The 20072-nt window shown below is 55.7% G+C and carries 11 protein-coding genes and 1 riboswitch; of the genes, 3 read left to right on the top strand and 8 right to left on the bottom strand.

The features are described 5' to 3' along the window. The first annotated feature begins 70 nt into the window (after window positions 1-70). Window positions 71-1849, top strand: coding sequence for an aryl-sulfate sulfotransferase (locus Tam1G_RS01825; protein ID WP_101625245.1), 1779 nt, complete (start codon window positions 71-73; stop codon window positions 1847-1849). Between the two features lie 70 nt (window positions 1850-1919). On the opposite strand, the gene Tam1G_RS01820 is transcribed toward Tam1G_RS01825, so the two are convergent. From Tam1G_RS01820 to ppgK, 3 genes are all read right to left on the bottom strand, one after another. Continuing rightward, the gene (locus tag Tam1G_RS01820; RefSeq protein WP_101625244.1) at window positions 1920-2714 is read right to left on the bottom strand and encodes an ATP-binding cassette domain-containing protein; all 795 of its coding nucleotides are present in this window, start codon (window positions 2712-2714) and stop codon (window positions 1920-1922) included. Window positions 2715-2730: 16 nt separating this feature from the next. Beyond that, window positions 2731-3891, bottom strand: coding sequence for a pyridoxal phosphate-dependent aminotransferase (locus tag Tam1G_RS01815; RefSeq protein WP_165781864.1), 1161 nt, complete (start codon window positions 3889-3891; stop codon window positions 2731-2733). 124 nt (window positions 3892-4015) lie between these two features. Next, the gene (gene ppgK / locus Tam1G_RS01810) at window positions 4016-4783 is read right to left on the bottom strand and encodes a polyphosphate--glucose phosphotransferase (RefSeq protein WP_101625243.1); all 768 of its coding nucleotides are present in this window, start codon (window positions 4781-4783) and stop codon (window positions 4016-4018) included. Between the two features lie 192 nt (window positions 4784-4975). Between ppgK and Tam1G_RS01805 the strand changes: the two genes are divergently transcribed. Continuing rightward, entirely contained in the window at window positions 4976-5761 is a 786-nt protein-coding gene (locus Tam1G_RS01805) for a nitroreductase family protein (protein WP_101625242.1), read from the top strand. A 44-nt stretch (window positions 5762-5805) separates the two neighbouring features. Here Tam1G_RS01805 and Tam1G_RS01800 read toward each other — a convergent pair whose 3' ends face one another. The 5 genes from Tam1G_RS01800 to Tam1G_RS01780 all read right to left on the bottom strand — a co-directional run bounded on the left by Tam1G_RS01800 (window position 5806) and on the right by Tam1G_RS01780 (window position 18737). After that, the gene (locus Tam1G_RS01800; RefSeq protein WP_101625241.1) at window positions 5806-6819 is read right to left on the bottom strand and encodes a glycosyltransferase family 2 protein; all 1014 of its coding nucleotides are present in this window, start codon (window positions 6817-6819) and stop codon (window positions 5806-5808) included. A 47-nt stretch (window positions 6820-6866) separates the two neighbouring features. Further along, the gene (locus Tam1G_RS01795) at window positions 6867-7604 is read right to left on the bottom strand and encodes an isopeptide-forming domain-containing protein (protein WP_101625240.1); all 738 of its coding nucleotides are present in this window, start codon (window positions 7602-7604) and stop codon (window positions 6867-6869) included. Then, window positions 7588-8559, bottom strand: a complete 972-nt coding sequence (locus Tam1G_RS01790; RefSeq protein ID WP_101625239.1) for a class C sortase — start codon at window positions 8557-8559, stop codon at window positions 7588-7590. The genes Tam1G_RS01795 and Tam1G_RS01790 overlap by 17 nt, the downstream gene beginning before the upstream one ends. Window positions 8560-8650: 91 nt before the next feature. After that, window positions 8651-10312 carry a SpaH/EbpB family LPXTG-anchored major pilin gene (locus Tam1G_RS01785; protein ID WP_101625238.1) on the bottom strand — a complete coding sequence of 554 codons (1662 nt, stop codon included), beginning with the start codon at window positions 10310-10312 and terminating at the stop codon, window positions 8651-8653. 100 nt (window positions 10313-10412) lie between these two features. Further along, the gene (locus tag Tam1G_RS01780; protein WP_242689603.1) at window positions 10413-18737 is read right to left on the bottom strand and encodes an LPXTG cell wall anchor domain-containing protein; all 8325 of its coding nucleotides are present in this window, start codon (window positions 18735-18737) and stop codon (window positions 10413-10415) included. 499 nt (window positions 18738-19236) lie between these two features. Continuing rightward, a riboswitch (FMN riboswitch) is annotated at window positions 19237-19389 on the top strand. A gap of 5 nt (window positions 19390-19394) precedes the next feature. Here Tam1G_RS01780 and Tam1G_RS01775 point away from each other — a divergent pair. Next, complete coding sequence (locus Tam1G_RS01775; RefSeq protein ID WP_033890276.1) at window positions 19395-20039, top strand: ECF transporter S component; 645 nt, start codon at window positions 19395-19397, stop codon at window positions 20037-20039. Window positions 20040-20072 lie beyond the last annotated feature (33 nt).

Genomic DNA, 20072 nt, shown 5'->3' with positions numbered 1-20072 from the left:
TCCAAGTCTCGCGCCATAATGTAACCGGTGTAATTCATTAGCTTTGTGTTGCTTTATCGTGAGGATTTTCATGTCCAGTACAATGCGCGCCCGCATTTTTAAAATTTTTGCCTCAGTTATCACTATCGCCATCGCACTGGGCTTGTGCCTGTTCTACAAGGATGATGTCAGCGCCGCCATCAAGGAACGCCGCGTGGAACGCCTCAATGCTCAGGTTGAGAACATTTACACTACCGCCTATCAGTCCATGATGGATGAGCAGCTCACCAAAGAGCGCGACAGCAAGGAACGTACGGTAGACAACATTTACACCAAGGTGAATCCGTACGGTACAAACACCACGTCCATGTACGTGTATTTCACCACTGACACCGCTTCCACGGTAAGCTACACCGTGTCTGCGGACGGTTACCCTGATTACACGGCTACCGCTGTGACCAGCGATGAAGCTGCCAGTGCCATCCGTTCCGCGATCAACGCTTCGGAAAGCTCCACCGGAGATACATTGAGCCCCAGCACCTCCGACGAGGATTCCGTGGTCTCCACCGTGTCTGAGGACAAACTGGCTTCCACCACGCATGAATTCCTGGTTTTAGGTCTGATTCCTCAGGTGAAGAACACGGTGACGCTGACCATCACCGCCGCTGATGGCACGAAGACGACTCGCACGATTACGCAGAACGGCCCGACGCTGCTCGGCAGCGAGAAAGTACAGCTTGAGCAGACCGCAGCACCGGATAGCACCACGCTCGGTGAGCTTGGCAATGGCCTGTATGCGATTCTCGGCAATGATTCCAACGAGCAGGACTTCATGTACTACTACGATGCGAACGGCGTGCTGCGCGGCGAAGTGCCTGTGCTATACTACCGCTCCCACCGTCTGCTGTTCGACAACAATGGCTTGATGTGGCTGTCTGCCTCCACTAAGAACTTCGTGGCCATGAATCGCCTGGGCAAGATTGTCAAGAACATTGATCTGGGTGACCGTTTTATTCTGCACCATGATTATGCGCTTGATTCCGATGGCAATATCGTGTCTTTGGCCACTGATTTGAAGCGTAGCGACCATGCCGTGCAAGATCAGGTGATTAAGGTCGATACCAATACCGGCAAGGTGAGTCTCTTGGTTGATTTCGGCGAACTGTTCTCCGATTACAAGTCCTCCACCGATCATTCCGGCATTGATGAATCCGATCCGACCGCCAAGAACCGTTGGGATTGGATTCATTTCAACACGATTCAGCTGATGGATGATGGTTCCGCACTGCTGTCCGCGCGCGAAACCTCCACGATGATCAAGGTCAACGATATCGAGGGCACGCCGACGCTAGATTATATGATCGGCGAGCCGAGCGTCTGGGATGGCACGAGTGAGCAGGATTCCTTCCTGACCAAGGTCGGCGATTTCGGTGATACCGGCGGCCAGCATTCCATCACCGTGCAGTATGATTCCTCACTGCCGTCTGGCCAGTATTATGTGTACTTGTTCGATAACAACTTCGGTTACGCCATGACTCGTCCGGATTACGATTGGACGGTGATTGACGGTATCTCCACTGCCCAGTCTTCCAAGGATAAGGATTCGAACTCTCAGTTCCGTAAGTATCTGGTTGATGAGAACGCTGGAACTTACACCGAAGTGCAATCCTTCGATGTGCCGTATTCCCCGTATGTCTCCTCCGCTCAGGAGCTCTCTGACGATCTCAACTTGGTGGATACCGGTATGCAGGGCGTGTTCGGCGTCTACGATGACAGCGGCAATTTGAAGGCCCAGTACACGATGAACCTCTCCACTGCCTACATCTACCGCGTCTACCAATACGGTTTCCGCGGCTTCTACTTCGCGTAGGTTCCGTCTCGCCTCCCTCTGATGAGGGAGGTGGCATCGCGCAAGCGATGACGGAGGGAGAGAAGCAAATTTAGCTATTCTCCTTCTTCGCCGTCTCGTACTTGCGGCGAATCAGATCCTCATAAAACGCCACGGCATCCTGAGGAGTGCCATCGAACACGACCGTGTGCTCGTCCAGTACGAGTGCACGGTCGATTGCATATTCGGGCCTGCGAATCATATCCGTATCATGCGTGGCGAAAATCACCTGCTTGTCATAGCTGAACAATGCTCTCGCCACATGCGCGGTACCGATCTCATCCAAACCCTTGCTGGGCTCGTCCGCAACGATGGCACTAGGTTCGAAGCTCAACGCTGCGGCGATAGCCAGCAGATGACGTTTGAGCGAATCCAGTTCGCTGGCCTTGGCACGAGACACCTGCGCCAAATCAAAATGCGCGAACAGATTGCCGATGCGAGCCTGCCGCTCCCCTTCCGGAATCTTATGCTTCTTCAACGCTTCGGCAACAGCCTCAGAGATATTCTCCGCACGGTAGAACGCGTTCGGAATCTCCTCGCGGCGCACAATGCCAACCAAATCATTGATGCGCTTGGCATCTTTCTTCACGCTCGGGTCGAGCTGCTCGCCGCCGCCTTCTATGCTGACCGTACCAGCAGTGGCTTTCAACGTGCCATCAAGCAAACCCAGCAACGTGGATTTGCCAGCTCCATTCAGTCCGATGATTGCCACGCGCTTCTCGCTGATGGTCAATGTGGTAGGTGCAAGCCCTAACTGACCATCATCATAGGTATGACCGGCCTGATCAAGGCGGAAGGTCAACGATTGCGGACGCGGCAGCTCTTTGGACTTAAAGAAGAATCCCATGCCGCCTATTGTAGGCCTAGCTTGCCAGCAGAGCGGACACCTCATCCAGCACTGCTTGCACATTATGCTCGAACTCTTCCGGCTCAGGCAGCAGGGAGATGGCCAAATAACCGTTGGAAGTCATATCGAAGAAATAGCCGGGATGTCCGCTGAGCTTGTGATGTTCAATGAGGCTTAATACCAGTTCATTTTCATCGATTACGGCAGGCACACGCAGCAGCACATTCCAACCGCCTTCGGCGCGCAGCACGCTTACCAATCCATTAGGGTCAGCGGCGAGCATCTCATGCAGCCGTGCAAGATTGCCGCGCACACGTTCCTGCACGCGGGCGGTCTGTGCGGGAGCCGCCTCAAGCAGTGCGGGAATCTTCTCGGCGATGATGTCGCTCATCGGCAGGTAGTCGTCGGCGATGACGTCAAGACGGCGCTTGGCCTCCGCCACATCTTCAGCCGGTCCGGAGACCTGAATCCAGCCTACTTTGGCATGCGGCGCGGCCAGCATTTTGGAAAAACCATCGAGTGCGAAAGTGAGCACACCAGATTCGCCCGCCAAACGCGCATTGCCATCGAATGGTTCGAGACTGTAGTCATAGAACACTTCGTCGGCAATCAATGCGATGTCATGGCGGCTGCAAAGTTCCACGATGGCTTTACGCTCATCGGGTTTCACATACGAACCGGATGGATTGTTGGGATTAATCAGCACCAACGCGCGAATATTCGCGCCATGCGGCGAGGCAAGAATCTCTTCGAGACCGGAGACATCGATGAACCATGAGCCATCGAATTGCAGCTGATACTCCACGGTTGCAACACCCTCGAGCCGTGCAATGGATTCGATCAGCGGGTATCCGGGCTTAGGCGCCAATACTGCGTCACCAGGATCGCACAGGAGTTTGATCAGCCATGAATAGGCTTCCGACGTGGAACTTAGGATATACACATCATCCGCGCTGACGGAAGTAAGGAATGCTGCCAGGGCTTCCCGTGCCGCTCGAGGACCACGCGGATCGGCCGTATACACGCTCGACACCAATGCCGGAGCCAATCCATGACGAGTTGGGTTGGAATCATTGAGCTTGCCAAGCGTTATGCCCTGCGCCTTGGCTTGGGCTTCCGCGGCGGCAATCGGATTCGGAGCACTGATATCCACTCGAGAGGAGAAATGCACGGTCATAGGCTCCCACATTAGAACCTGCCCCACCCTTTTCTTCGACTTTCTACTCTGCAATGCGCCTGCCCAACAAAAAGGCTCTCCTCGCAAGAGGAGAGCCTGAAAACAAGGCTATTTATTGTCTATTTCACTGCTGCTTGGTGCTGGCGTAGTAGGCGGCGCCAACGATGCCAGCCTGGTTACGCAGCTTGGCCGGTACAATCGGCGTCTTGATGTCCACGTACGGAAGGAACTTTTCGCTCACGCGGCTCACGCCACCGCCTACGGTGAACAGATCAGGGTTGAAGTACTTCTCCATCAGACCGTAGTACTTGGTCAGACGCTTGGCCCACTTCTTGTAGCCCAGATCCTCGTTCTCGCGCACGGCGGAGGATGCGTACTTCTCAGCATCCAGATGCTTGGCGCTCAGAATGATGTGGCCCAGCTCGGTGTTGGGAATCAACTGGCCGTTGTAGATCAGCGCGGTTCCGATGCCGGTGCCCAGCGTGGTGGCAATGACGAGGCCTTCCTGCCCCTTGGCCGCACCATACTGTACTTCGGCGAGGCCGGCTGCATCAGCATCGTTGACCACAACGACCGGGCGACCGCATGCCTCAGAAAAGACCTCGGTGACATCCACACCGATCCAGGACTGATCAAGGTTGGCCATGAAGTCCAGCTTCTGACCGGGCTTAATCGGAGCGGGGAATGCAATGCCCACAGGAGCGGATTCCGGAACTTCAAAGTGATCGAGTTGCTGCTTGACGATCTTGGCCACGGCATCCGGGGTGGAGACTTCCGGGGTCAGAATCTTCAGACGAGGCTCGGCGAAATCACCCTTGACCAGATCCACCGGTGCGGCCTTGATGCCGGAACCGCCAATGTCAACGCCAAAAGCCTGTGCAGTTTCAATCATCGTTGACCTTCCTTTCGTTTGAGGCGAGGAATCACTTTGACCTAAGTGTAACGCCGCTCAAAGCGCAAACCAAAGATTTTGACCACGCGTTGCAACCGTATGCAATGGCTACGTAGCTATTTTCATGCGGTACACGTAAAACTCGGGTGTTGCACATGCTGCTCCAGCACTAAACGCGTGATAATTGGAGGTATGGCAGAACATAACCAACTTATTGATGCAATCAATATTCGTACCGCCGTGCGCGCCTATGACGACGAGCCAATCGATGACGATGCGGCACGTCAGCTTGACATGGCACTGCAGCCAGTCAACCTGCTCGGCAATCTCAACCTTCAACTGGTGCGTAATCAGCCCAAGGTGTTTGCTGAAGCCAATGCATCCGGTCATCTGACTGGAGCGGCAAACTACCTCGCTTTGGTGGCTCCGAGAGATGATGAGCAGGCGAAGGAACGAGCCGGCTTCTATGCCGAACGCGTGGTGCTTACCGCAACGCTGCGCGGCTTGGCTACATTATGGGTGGCCGGCTCCTGGGATAAGGCTGAGGCTGCCAAGCATTGCCGTATTGCCAACAATGAAGAACTGCTGCTTGCCGTGGTTGTCGGCCACCCGAAGAATCATTTGGCCTATCAGTCGATGACTTATGAGGAGCTATGCGAACGTCAGCGCGTGCATCGTTCGACGAAAACCTATGAACAGTTCACCGCCACAATGAGCGATGAAGAACGTGCTGCCGCTCCGGATTGGTTCAAGGCCGGTGTTGAGGCTGCGATGAAGGCGCCAAGTGCGATGAACCGCCAGCCCATCACTTTCTCCTACAATGCCGACGATGACACTGCGGCAGCACATATCGACCCGACTGCAGGCGATGAGCATTATGCGCTGAATGATTTGGGCATTGCCAAACTGCACTTCCAGATTGGTGCCGGCCAAGGCGAATGGGCTTGGGGCGACGGCGGCCTGTTCATTCATAAGTAGGACAAAGGCTCCCTTGTCAAGGGAGCCTTACAATTGCTCGTCATTTACTCCAGCGGAGGCATCGGCTTCCAGTTGGGATCGTGCAGCAGCTTGCGGGAGTCCCACCAACCCTGGACGATTTTCACCAGACCGGTTTTCACATGCTCGCGATCCACCATCACCAGGCGAATCACTTCCTTGACTGCGGTCAAGAACGTGCCGAAACCGAAAATCAGCGGGTGGAAGTCGCCGTGCACCATGAAGTAACGGGCCATGTATCCACGGTTGCGCATGATGTGGTAACGGTTCATGTCGGAGGTGGAGTTGAGCTGGCGCACGCCGGCGATATCCCAATTCCCGATTTCGCGGGTGCGGCGCAGAATCACGTCCGGCACCACAATCGGGTTGGTGACCTTGCTGGCACGGTAGCCGTAAATCGTGTCATCCCAGTAGATGAAGAAGCGTGGATCCGGCAAACCGATGGCCTTGACCACGCGGCGGTTGAACAGGCCGCCTTCGAAGCACAGCGTGTCCATCACGCGGTATCCAGCAGGACCGAATGCGGCGGGGGCAATCGGATTGGGGATGCCAAGCGGCACGTTGAAATCGTACTGCCAGTAGAACGGGCCGCCATCGTAGTCATAGCGGGATCCCTGAATGACTTCGTGCTTGTCGGTCCACTTGGCGAGCTTGTCGATGGCGTCTGGGAGCACGGCTACATCATCGTCCATGACCCAGAACCATTCAGCACCGAGCTCGTACGCCTTCTTCACGCCTGCGGAGAAACCACCCGCACCACCAAGATTCTCGGCCTGCGGGGCATACACCACGCGATTCTCATTGCCGGAAAGATCAGCCACCGTGGTTCCCCACTGGTTGGTGACTTTGGCCGTCAGATCGCTGACCATGTCTGCAGTCTTCTCGGAGTGCTCGTTGTCGACGATGATGATGCGCCAAGGGGCCTGTTCCAGCGCCAGAATCGAATCGAACAGCACTTCAAGCAACTGCTGACGCTTGAACGTGGTGACGATCAGGGCAAGTTTGTTGATGGTTCGCTTTGCGGCGTGCTTTTCACTCATGGGTTCCATTCTATGCACACTTGTTCCCTAGCTCACACGAGCGGTGTTCAGTTTTCTGCATCGCGGCGGCGACAGCAACCAATCAGCAAAGCAATCACGGCCAGTGCGGTAGCGGCAATGGCGATATCCTTAACTGCCGAACCGGTGTTGGCCGGTGCTTCCGGTTTCGGTGTAAGCTCATCCGTCGGAGGCGTTACCGTGCCTTGTTCGCTGAATTTGGGTTCTGCGGTGACATCAAGCAATGCGGTGCCGCTGTCGTTGCCGGGAATGGCTACGAGAAATGGATCGCAGTCGTACTGTGTATTGGCATCGGCTGTTCCTGTACGTTCTACCAGATACAGGCCGAGCGGCAACCCGGTAAACCATGCCTTACCGTTGACGTTGGTGACGGCGGACTGGGCATACAGGTTGTGCTGGTTCACATAGCCCGCGATTTTGACTGCGGCGTCATGGTATTGGGATGATGTGATGCTCTCCCAGTTCTGTTCGAATTGGGTGAACGGCTCGAGCATATGGAAGTCTGCGATATTGCCGACGTCATCCAAGTCCACGGAGGCGACGCGCACGATGGCATAGGTGTCACCGGCAAGCGGTGTAGCATCCATTTCTCCGCGATCCCATACCGCATCGATGGTGAGACTGCCCACGTTGGCGGCTTGTGCTTGCGGCGTAATGATGGCGGCGGTGATTCCTGTAACGATCAGCGACAGGACGACGGCGAGACTGATAATCGCGCCGAGCATGTGCCGTGCCGCAATGCCCCGGCTGTTATGCATGCTTGCCATGTCTGGTCCGCCCTTTCCCGTGTGATTCGTCTGTGGTGCTGGTTTCTAGAAGTTCTGAAAGTTGTTGTGATGCTGATGCTGCGGTACTGATAGTGCTGGCAGCGCTATCGGCAGCGGCTGCCGCACGGCGTCGTGTGCGATGCTGCCATATGGTCCAACCGGCGAGCAGTGCGATGAGGCCGATGGAGGGCAGCAGGTATTGCAGAGGAATGTCCACACGGAATGTGGGCTTGGCTTCCTCGGCTTGTTCTGGGGTGTATGGGATGCGGTGAGCGCGCACGAGCAGTCGGTGCGTGTTTACCGCGTATGGGGTGCAGGTGATCAGGGTCACGAGGTCTTTGCCGGGTTCGATGGCAAGTTCCTTGGTGTCGGTGGGCAGCACCGTGGTGATTTTATCGACCTGATACGCGTACGTGTCTTTAAGAATCTTGATGTAGAAACGGTCGCCTTTCTTCATCAGATTCAAGTCGGTGAACAGTTTGGCGGTGGGCAATCCTCGGTGACCGGAGAGTGCCGCATGCGTGGTTTCGCCGCCGACCGGCAGCGAGGTTTGCTCCAAGTGACCAATGCCTACCTGCAGTACCTTTTCAGCGGTGCCATGGTAGATGGGCATGGTTTCCTTAAGTCGTGGGATGGTGATGTATCCCATCATGCCGTCGCCATCGAGGTTCAACAGCTTGTTGTATTCCTCGCTGACCGCCTCGGTGTTCACGGCTGCGGCGAGCGCATCCGTGGCTCCGGCATTGTTGGCGGCCAATTGTTCGTTGTAGGCGTGCGCGGCATCGAGCATCTTCTGATACTCCTCGTCGGAGATGGACTCGGTGGCGGCATCATAATTGGTGACCGCGCGCGAGGCGTTCTTCATAACGAGAAAGTTGCTGATGGTCGGGTAAAACAGGACGGCAAGCCCTATTACAATGACCAGCAGTGGCGCAATGCCGCGCAGCTTTTTCATGGATTTCCTTTTCCTGGGCTCCCCCGTCAGCGGTGAGCCAGAGTATTTCACTCTGGCTCACAACTCACTCTTGGAGGAGTCTGTGACCGGCTCAGGCAGCGTGCTTGGAGGCCTTACGGTTGGACTTCACGTACCAGCCGGCACCCAGAGCCACAATCAGCACACCGAACACAGTGAACAGAGCAGTACCCATGCCACCGGTGGACGGCAGCTCAATGCCCTTCTTGTTTTCAACGGTGATGGTGGTGGAGGTGTTGTCCTTGTTGTAGGTTTCACCGGACTTGGTGACGCCCCAATCGGTCAGCTTGCCTTCTGCATCGTAATTGGCGTGGATAGTCACCTCGATCGGAGCGGTGAGCTTGTTATAGCCCTCCGGAGCCTTGGTTTCCACGACCTTGTAGGTGCCTTCCTTCAGGCCGGTGAAGTTCAGAACACCGTTGACATCAGTTTTGACGTCCGTATCTTCTGCAGCGGCCTCAGTGTCCTTAGCCTTCGGACGGAAGGTGTTGTCAGAAACCTTTACCAGGTCAATCTTCTTGCCGGTAGAGTCCTGCAGCTCGAACTGAGCACCCTCAAGCTTCTTGTTTGCATTTTCGGCATCCACCTTGTTGATGCCGAAGTTGAAGTCGTAGGTGTAGGTCTTGTCTTCCTGGGATTCGCCGGTGCCATCGGTGCTCGGATCGTTGCTGTACACCACCTTAGCGGTGTTGTCGTTACCGTTCGTGCCGACTACAGCGTTTTCGTTCAAGGTCGCGGAGTACTCAACGGTGATGGCCTTGCCGACGTACTGCTGCTTGCTCTTGAAGTTCACCATTTCGATGGTCAGGGAAGTGATGCCATCCTCATTTTCCACGACGGTAGCGTTGTAGTCAGTGCCCTTAACCAAATCGCCATCGACGCCATCAATCTTCACGGTAGGAGCAAAGGTCTTGTTGCCATCGGTTCCAGTAACGCCATTCAGCGTAAGGCCCTTGGACAAGGTATCGGTGAACTTGAAGGTGTAGCCCTTGGTGTACTCGGACATATCCGGCACGGTGGAGACAAGCTTGAACTCCACCTTATCGCCAATCTGGGCGCTGTTGTGGTTGGAGTCTTCAGTTCCGTTCTTGACGGTCTTTTCCACAGTCGGGTAGGTGGACTTCAAGTTCTGCTCCACAGCAGTGTTGTTCTTCACATTGAGCAGGATGGCGTCGGTTCCACGCTTGTCCGTGGTATCGGTGGAACCGCTCTGCGGGCTAACCACGTAGTAGCCGTAGGCAAGGCCGTCGATCGTTGCCGTGTACTGCTTACCATTCTGAGTAGCATCAGCAGTGTGCTTGAGGCCGGCGGCCTGTAGAGCCGCATCATTCGTGCTAACCTTAGCCCAGTCAGAAGCCGTCTTGGCGAACTCTACGAGGGCTTTATCCTTCAAACCGGAGACGTAGTCGTAAGCCTTTTGCTTGACATTGTCATCGGTAACGGTACCCAGGCTGAAGTCAGTAGCCTTAGCTTTGAAGAACGCATCCCAGCTGTCAATCAGCTTGTAACCAGCGTTAGTAGCGGTACCGTTGCCCACGGCTGCCTTGTCGTAGCTGAACATCTGGTAGGCGGTGACAGTCTTACCGTTGAATTCAGCGCTGGAGCTGCTGATCTTGATAACACCATCAGACGCAGCGGCATCCGCATTGGCGGTGGTGGCTCCGAGGCCGGCGATGCCGAGCATCGTGGCCGCGGCGATAACGCCCGCCGCCAGCTTCTTGGTCAGTGAGTTCATCACTGGTTCCTTTCTCCTATTGTTGCCTTCCGGCCTTCATCCGGGAAGCGACGTTGGTTGACATTGGTTGGCCGCAACCGAGGCTGCGGAAATCTTGAAGTTATGCAACCGCATGACGGCCGCGTTTGCGGGATGAGCCGCTAGCGCCGCTGTTCGCGTTTGCATGCAGGTACCACGCGGTACCGAGTCCGAGCAGGAGTAGGCCGAACAACGCGAACCACATCGTGCCTTGACCGCCGGTTTCGGGCAGCGGCACGGAATTGGTCACCGTGGCCACGTATTCCTTATTCGGATCACCTGTGGTGTTGTTCGGGTCAGCCGCATACGAGACGGACACCGAGTAACCGGCATCGGCTGGCGTCTTGCAGCCTTCCTTAGCATCCGCTCCAGCAGAGGTCGTGCACTTGGTCACATCCCCCTTGCCAAACATCATCCAGGTTTCGGCAACGGTGTACGTGTAGTAGTGCAGCTTGCCGGCATTGTCCTTGAAAGCCACCGGTAGACCGGTAATCTTCTTGCGCCAGGTGCTGCTCCACAGGGAACCATCTGAGGAATTCAACACCACGGTCCAGCCGTTCTTCTGCTCCACGGCCTTGCAGTCGCCATCGAAGCACTGAATGGACTCCGGCGTAACCTTCTCCCCCGCCTCGTTGGTGTAGGTCGCCGTGATTTTCAGGGCGATGGAATCCGGTCGCGTCACGCGGCCGTAATCCTTCCACACCTTCTGCAGCGTGAGGTCCACGGTCTGGCAGCCCTCCTTGCCGCAGGGGTCCTGACCGTCATCCGGTTCAGGGGTGAAGCCGCCATTGTTGTCGGACACCGCGGTATCGAGCATGAGCACGGCCTTTGCCGCAGAGACATATACGTTCAATGCCTGTGCATGGTTGGCCACGCCCTGAGCAGACTGACCGGTGTTCGAACCACCGATATTGTTGGCAACAATCGCACCCTCGTAGTCGGCGTACTGCTTGATAAACGGTTCCACATCGTTGCCGTTGGAATCCTTCGTGTAGGCAAGATGCGCCACGTCGTAACGGTTGAGTGGCAATTGCAGCGCACCGGTCACGTCGATTGGATTGCCCTTATCAAGCGTGTTGTCCATATGCGAGCCATTGGTGAACTGCTGCTTATCCTTGGTCAGCGCATACGACCAGCTTGCCGGCACATCACGGTAAATGTGGTACGTGTTGCCGTTGCCTTCAATGCCGTGCACGGTATTGAAGCTGTACACGGATTCAAGGTTCGTCTTACCGGAGAACGGACCGACCAAGCCGCTCGTGCCACGAATCGTGTCGGCATAGGTCATGTCATTGTTCTCGAGCAGACCTTCATCATTCACGGCAACAAAACCACCGGCGTAACCGGTTGCACCGGTACCGTTCGCATCCTGCGTGGCGTCGCCGCCGAACACGTCGTAACCGTCGGCAATGCCCTGCACGGAGGAAGTACCGATCTTCGTACGATTGGCCTTGATGAGCTGCAACTTTACGTTCTTCACCGAATCGGAGTCCGGATCTGTTTCCACGCCATTCTTCTTAGAACAGCCAACCTCGATTTTCGAGTCTCCGATAGTGATGATTGCGGTGTCATCAGAGTCATCGTTCTCGGTACCATGCTTGTCAAGTGCAACACTGATTTTCAAACCGAGCAGGTTCAGATAAATCACGTCGCCCTTGGCGAACAAATCAAGATCAATGTACTTCGTAAGCCACTTGAGATGCTGCTCCTTGTACTTCGCCACCGCATCGGTGAGATGCTCCGCTTTGTTGACGTACAACAAATCAAGCAACGGATTGACGATGAACTTGAGCAGCACTTCCACGAGCGCGGAATTCACACCGGTATCCAGTAGGTATGCCTTGGTGGTCTGACCGGTAAAACCACCCGCCAGTTCACCGCTGGAGACCTTCTTGAGCCCAGTCACCTTACTTCCGGAGATTCGCGCGAGGTCGGCAAAACCTGCAAAACCGCCCGCGATTTCAGCGCCCTTGCGGTGGTCGGCATCAGACAGTGAGTGCTTACGGCCATAGTCCTCGTTATTATGCGTAGCGATTACTGTAAATCCGGCACTAATACCGGAAACAGAGGATTCCTCGATGTGAGAGCCCCATATGTCGAGCAAACCAGCGGTCAAGCCAACAAGGTTGCCCGCATTATTGTCGACACCAGGAATCACGGATACCCTATCCGCGCTTACTGTGCCGGACTTGCCGAGATGTCCGATGAAGCCACCTGTATAGTTCAAGCCGGTGACGCTGTTGAGGTTAGTGACCGTGGACTTCTTCACGGAACCGTTAATCAGACCACCACCGAAGCCACCGGCAGCACCGGTGAAGCGTGTATTGTCAAGCAGGCCATAGGTCTGCGCAGTGTGCGCCTTGACTTGAATGCCGTCCGGCACACCGGCAACGTGACCGCCGTAGATGAACGTACGGAATGCCTCGAGCACGCCAATATTGCCGACCTTGAGCAGCTTCAACACCAAGTTCGTATCACCACTGGTGCCGGCGGTGTTGCCACCCACCGAAGCCACACTGGACACGTCGGCCAAGCCGAAGAAGCCACCGGCGTACTGGCCGCCGTCCACTGCGCGCAGGTCGGATACGGTTACTGAGGCAATATCCTGGGATGCATCGGCGGCTGCGGCGGCCGAATCCTTATCACCCAAAATCGCAGCCTGCAACGAACCAGCGAAACCACCGGCGTTGACGGCATACTGCGTGGAGCCATCAGTCCCCGCGTAGGAACCTTCGACCGTGTAGCCCCAATCGGAATCATCAGCGCTTACGTGTGCTCCGCGAATAGTGACTACCGTAGCCTGCAGCACGTTCACCAGCCCACCCGGGTTGGCGTTCTGGATCAGCGTATCGAGCACGCCTTGCAGGAAGCCACTCGAGGCATTCGTATTCACGTCAGCAACGGAACCAGAGGTAGCGATACCCACGTAACCGCCTACGTTGTTGCGACCGGACACCTTACGTAGGTTCGTTACGTTCGCACCCAAGGCTTCATCAACAGACGATGCCTTGCTGCCGTCTTTCTTGCGGTCGCCCCAAATTTGAGCACCCACAGCCAGGCCGACATAACCACCAGCGTTACCAGTGCCGTGTTCGATATCCGTGCCGGTTGCGGCAACCTTCATGCCCTTGCGGTAGCCAGTCACGCTGGATGCCTTGACTGCAGGCACGAAGACCTGTGCCACGCCAAGCATTTGAGCAAGACTCAGCTTCAAGCCTTTATCACCAAGCAGTTGAACGGAACCGAACTGGGCTGCGGTTCCGGCTTCCATTGTGCCGGCATAACCACCGGCAGCACGGAATGCGGACACCGTCTTCACGTCCATCGACTGACCATCGGTGATGGTGCCGGTACGCATCAGACCCACATGGCCGCCAGCCACACCGGAGTCGAGTTGACCGGCATCGCCCTTATATGCGCTGCGACCAGCCACCACGTTGAAACCATAGATGTAGTCGTTGAGCTTGTCGATGGAGTCGATTTTGCCGGAGTTCTTAATGAGTTCGGCGAATTCCTTGCCGTATGCGCCGTTCAGGCCCACGGCCTTCACCCATGCATTCCAGGTGTCGAGGTCGAGGTTGCGTAGCGGACCGGTGACTTCCGAATGCTCTTCGGTCGGGTATGCCATTTTCAGCGCGCCGAGCAGGTTATCAACCTTGATCAGGCCGAACAGCAAGTGCAGGCTACCGGTTTCAGCGGTATCGGCGGATTCCATGAATCCAGTAAAGCCGCCGGCGAGTTCGGCACCGTAGACGGAACGGATGCGCGCGGCATAGGCCTTGTTCTTGGGCCCGTTGTAGCCGTTCGAATCGTTCTCGCTCTTCCAGCTGGCACTGTTGTTGCCCCAAATGTGGCCGCCCTCGTTATGGCCAACGTATCCGCCTGCCATACCGCGGCGAATGCCGTCGGAGGAAACAGCCTCAGCACGAACCGCACCGCCACAGGGCACAGCATCGGTAGAGGAGTTGCGAATCGTCGGCACGAAGTCCTGCAATACCGAGGCCAGTGCTTCGCTGGTATCGACCAAACCATTCAAAATCGAGGATTGATCGCCCAAAATCTTTGCCGCATCACCTGGCGCAATGCCGCCCGCATAGCCGCCGGCCGTGATCTGGCCGATGATGTACGCGAAGTTGTGGGCATGGGAGTCCTGAATATGACCGCCCATCACACGGCCCGCGAAGCCACCGGCTTCACCAAGCGGATTATCCTTGCTGCCGGGTGTAGGGGTTGCGTCTCCAACAGCAGTGTTCTCTTCGCTGGTATCGCTGGCAAGCACCGCATAGCCGGCTGCGTCACCGGTCACTTCGGAGTGCTCGATAGTGGAGACGACAACGGAAAGTACTTTGGCCACGTCAGTGAGCTGGATGCTCTTGCCGAGCAGACTCAGACCATTGCCAACAGAGGCAGCGGAGCCAATATCCATCTTGCCGATGTAGCCACCGGCATAGCGTTTGCCGCTCACCGCATAGGAGCTCTTGGCGGTATCGAAATAAGTGCCGCCATCAGTGCCTTCAAGCTGCTTCGGCTCGGTGACCTTGGTATAGCGCAGCTGGGTCACGTTGCTATATGAGACCTGCACGCCGGAACCGTAGCCGATGAAGCCACCAGCGGAACCGGAGTTGGAATCATTGGCATCAATGCGGTCGGCGGACACCACAAGTCCAGGATTCTTAGTGTCGGTGGGCTTGTTGCCGCTCGTAGTTTCCACGGTGGAATCGTCGGACTTCACGCTGGCATACGAGATATACGGCACATAACCCTGCACCAGATCCACCAGATTGCTGAGCTGCACAGTGCCGAGCTTGCCGAGTACATTGACGCCACCCTTACCAGCGGAAGCCAATGCTCCGGAAACAACCTTGCCGCCAAAGCCACCGGCATAAGCACCGCCGCTGACATGGTCGAGATTAGTTACCGCAGCATAATCGCCTGTGGCAACACGGTCCTTCACCGTTTGCAGTGCAGCGTCTTCCAGTTCTTTGCTGGAGAACTGGTTCACCTTGCCGCTCTGGAAGTTGCCGGCAAAGCCACCAGCAATATCGGCTTCCACAGAGCCGCCATTCACATAAGAGACCGTCGTGTCCTTATAGTCCGGAATAAGATACGGCACCGCACCGAGCAGATCATTGACGGAAATCAGCTTGCCAGTCGATGGGTTGTTCAGCAGACCGGAATCCTCAGAATCACTGATGGCATCCACCAAACCGCCAATCGTCGAATAGCCAACGAAACCACCAGCCTTGCCATCAGACAAAGTTTTGTCGGCGGTAACCGACTTGAGGTTCAGCACATGGCTTTCGCGGGTTCTGGTCGAATTGGCTTGACCGTAGAAGCCACCAGCCGTATAGGTATTGACATCGTTATTGGTAGCCTTGCCGGAGGCAGTCACCGTCAGGCCGCTGGCAACGCCGGTAACATTCGACTGGAGCACTTCCACAGACGAATATTCCGCCACAGACAACAGGCCGGAGAGCTTAACGAGGCCCAACAGATTCAGTCCGGAAGCACCAACCGTGTCAGCCGGACCAGAGAAGCCGATGAATCCGCCAGCTTCTCCTGAAGCCGTTACGCTGCTCACGTTGGTCAGCTGAACGTTGGTAACGTCACCGCCGGAAGCGCAGCCAATGGCACCGCCAGCGTAATACTTGCCAGCTTCGACCGTCCAACCGGTATCAGGGCCGGTGACCGGCACATTCTCCACAGTGAATGCTGCGAACTGATCGAACTTCTGCAGTGTTGTGAGATCACCGATCTTGGCCACGCTGTTCAGCAATCCGACGACCTCGGTGGGTTGGAGATCACCTGCAATGCCGCCGGCATATGAGCCATCAGCCTGCACCGAAGCGATGCCGCTGAGTGAAGTCGAACGCTCTTGAGGCAAGTTACGCGCATTGCTGAGTTTCGGATTCCAGAACGACAGTTTCTCCAGATGAGCTTGAGAGGAATCGCCGATGACCGTACCAGTACCCGCGCCGACAATACCGCCGGCATAATCGCCTTGAGAGGTAACCGTAATATCGCCGCTCATCTGAGCACCCAGAATAATGGACGGGTTCACGCCTGCGATGGTGAGCAATGCGCCGGCGCCATCCGGATTGGATTCCAGCAGTTTGGTAAGAATTTCGGTCAGCTGTTTGATCAGCGAGGTATCCGATGTTTTCTCATCGGAATCGGTGCCGGCTTCCAAACCCCAGCCGGCGGAAGCGCGGCCGGTAAAGCCTCCAGCATGGGAAACCGTGGCGGTCACCACGATAGTGCTGTTCAGTGTATCGTTCACCGCATAGGCGTTGGCTAAGCGTCCGGCGAAACCACCGGCATAATTCTGAGCGGTGATGGTCACCTTGCCGTCAGAAGTCAACGACGAGCTTTCAATCAGACTCTGCGGGCGCAGTGCGGAAAGAATCGTAATGCCCAACGAATTGAGCAGACCACCGACCTCACCGTTGCGGCTTACACCGGCAAAACCTCCGGCGTACTTCTTTGCCGTGGCGGCAAAACCGTTCTTGGAGCTCACCGAGGAGTTCTCAATAATCGTGCCAATCTGGGCGCCGACAAAACCGCCCGCATAATCGGAATCAACATTGCCGAGCACGGTGTTTTGCTTGAAATTCGTCACATGTGAATCCGAAATCACCGGATTGTAGTAGCCAACCGGCACCAAAGCGTTCAGACCGAGCGTGCTGCCAAGCAGCCAGTCGATAAGATCACCCAATCCGAGGAATGGAATTACGTTCAGAATATTCGTGAGCACCGTGATGAGTGTGCCTAGCGACTTTGAAGCGATGTCGTATCGGGTTGCGCCTTCCACATAGCCGGCAAAACCACCGGTCATATCTTTAACATTCGCAACCGTGGCGTCTTCAACCTCGCAACCAGTCACCTTCACATCACCGTAGATACGGCCGGCAAAAGCGCCTGTGGCGAAGTTCGAAGGGTTCTTCTTATGCACGGTCAGCAAATCATCCAAACCAAGGTGCAAAGGTTCGAGCAGAGTGCCAACTATCTTGAGCAAACCGGATACCAGAGTCTCATCTACATGAGCGACGGTGGCATTATTGGCCACGTTCACATCGCTGAGTTTCAGGTTCGAGACGGTAACCGTACCGAGGCTTTGCACACCACCTTTGTTATTACCGCTGCTGGTTATGCTGGACGTGCTCGTGATTGACGCAAAGAAGCCGATGCCCTGCTGCTTATCCACCTCGAGGTTGCCGGCCGGTTGGTTCACGGTGACGTGGGAGATGACCGGCTTGGTGGTGTTGCTCTTGACGCCGGGTGTATCGGGGTCAATCGTGTCGAACAGGCTGCCGGCCTGATTCGCGCTAGCACTGATCGCGCCGAGCATAGTGCCAGAGAACATAAGCGGAGACCAGTTGGCCGAGCTCAAATCGATATCACGGAAGATGATGTAGTTAGCAGTGGCGGAGTATTTTTGGCCGGTATTCGGACCATAGGTACTATCCGTTACGCTCAAGCGATTGCCCTCAGCATCCTTGACGAAGTACTTGGTACGCGTTGAACCCAGAACAAGGCTCAGACCGCCTTCATGGTCATCAAAATTCTCGTCACGCAGTTTGCCGCTATCAGTGAGATCAGCGTCACCGTCATAGGCCACCGACTCTGGGCCGCTATCTTGCCATTCGAGTTTCGGGAGCAGCACGCTTCCCGTATTGACCACGGTTTGCTGGATTTTGTATACCTTGCCACCGATGACTTTCTTATTCGAGCCGATGGCGCGCAGCTGTTGTTCGTTGCCGATGAGGATGTAGGCTTTGCCGTTGATGGTTGCAACGGCCTGGCCTTCAAAGTCGCGACCGCCCAAAGCGGTGACAGCAGCGCGGGTGGCATTGCTGTCGGAGGCGTCAGCAGCATCGTCAGAGCTGTTCGAGTCGTTGGTTTGTCCGCTAGCAGAGGAATCTGCTGCGGTATCATCAGCCTGATTTCCATTATTCGCAGCAGTATTGGAATCAGATCCGGCACCGGTGCCGTTGGAGTTCTGCGTGGTGGCGGAAGTATCACCGGACTGGTTGCCGCCAGTAGTATTAGCGGACTGTTCTGCATCAGCGGAACTGGTGCTATCAGTGGAATCGGCAGCACCATTGGTTCCATCAAGGATGGTGGTAGTGGTAAATGCGCTCTGAGAGTCATCAGAGAACTGATGAACCGTACGAATCTTCGCGGAGGAAGCACCAGCAGTACGCTTCAGTGTTTCGGCGGCAGACACCACAGTGCTGTCGGTAACCACGGAACCATTGGAGATAACGGTGACCCCGGAAGTGGAACCGGATACAACGGTTCCGCTGGAGGGCTGTCCGTATGCGGCAGGAATAGCGCAGGTCAGCGTCATTGCGGAGACCAGCACGCCGGCAATGGCACGAGTACCTTTCCAAGGGTGTTTCGGCATTTCCGGCTTCGCGGAATTCCGGGACCTGAAAACAACCGGCCCTACGCGCATCTTCTCCACCTCTCCTTATCGCGGCGTAAACGATTCGTGAAAGTGCCTCAATGATTACCCCCCCCCCGACGAAATAACTAGACAAACAGGCTTGACTTGCCCTTTATTACCGCATGTTAACTAAACACATTTTCGAGATATGTATAACGTGGGAAATTAAGTGATTATTGGCATTTCAATCATTAACGCTGTTAATATGAACATTTCTGTTAACGCTCACAGCATAAAAAACGCACATAATGGGACAGTGTCCGAAACGTAGACACGCCGAGAGTTCGGGGGTATATGCTCCCCTTATAAATCGCGTGTAGACATGCGTCAGGACAACTATCAGTACAGCTAAACCAATTCGACCGACCTTTCATACCCCTATCCACAGGCAACCCGCGCCTATGCCCAGAATGAAACATCGCTTGCATCTGTACGCACTATGGCGTATGAATATGCCTGTCAGTTTCAGGGAAGGTGAAATTCCTTACTGGCGGTAACTGCATACCCGGGATTCATAACGGGAGCATGCAGAAGCCCGCGACCCGCGAAAGCGGCTGATCCGGTGAGATTCCGGAGCCAACGGTTACAGTCCGGATGGAAGAAACGAGGGCTCTGATGAGCATATCTTCGCGTATTCGCATGCAAGCTATTCGTTCTATCGCACCAGAAGCAGAAGGCGCAGCCAGCTCGGCCACGAACACCAAACTCGGCTCGCATTCCACTGGCGTGGCTGATTCCGGCCGCTGGTCCACCAGACGCATCGCCATGTACGCCTTGTTTGTGGCGTTGGCTATGGTCACCAGCTTCATCGAATTCCCGATCACCCCAGTGGCTTGGCTGAAGTACGACCCGTCCGGCATCGTGTGCCTTATCGCCGGTTTCGCCTACGGCCCCTCCGCCGCCATCATCGTTTCCGTACTAGGCTTCGTACCTCACATGTTCGCCGACCCGTGGGGTTCGCTGATGGCCGTGCTCGTGGCACTGTGCCTGTCCGTTCCGGCATCACTCATCTACCGTAAGATTCGCTCCCGCAAGGGCGCGGCTCTCGGCATTCTGGCCGGCGCCGTGCTGGCTATCGTGGCCGCACTGCTCGGCAATCTGGTAATCACCCCGATTTACGCACACATGTCATACGCCGCAGTCGCAGCCATGATTCTGCCGATCTTACTGCCGTTCAACGTGGCTAAAATGGCCATCCACGCTGTAGTGACCTTCCTGATTTACAAGCCAATCTCCAACCTGCTCGCCAAGCAGCAGTGAGTAATGACCATAAACAACAGTAAGTATTACCGA

The sequence above is a fragment of the Bifidobacterium imperatoris genome (genome assembly GCF_002860405.1).
Classification (GTDB): Bacteria; Actinomycetota; Actinomycetes; order Actinomycetales; family Bifidobacteriaceae; genus Bifidobacterium; species Bifidobacterium imperatoris.
Note: the sequence above shows the minus strand (reverse complement) of the source record. Positions and strands in the feature narration are given on the sequence as shown.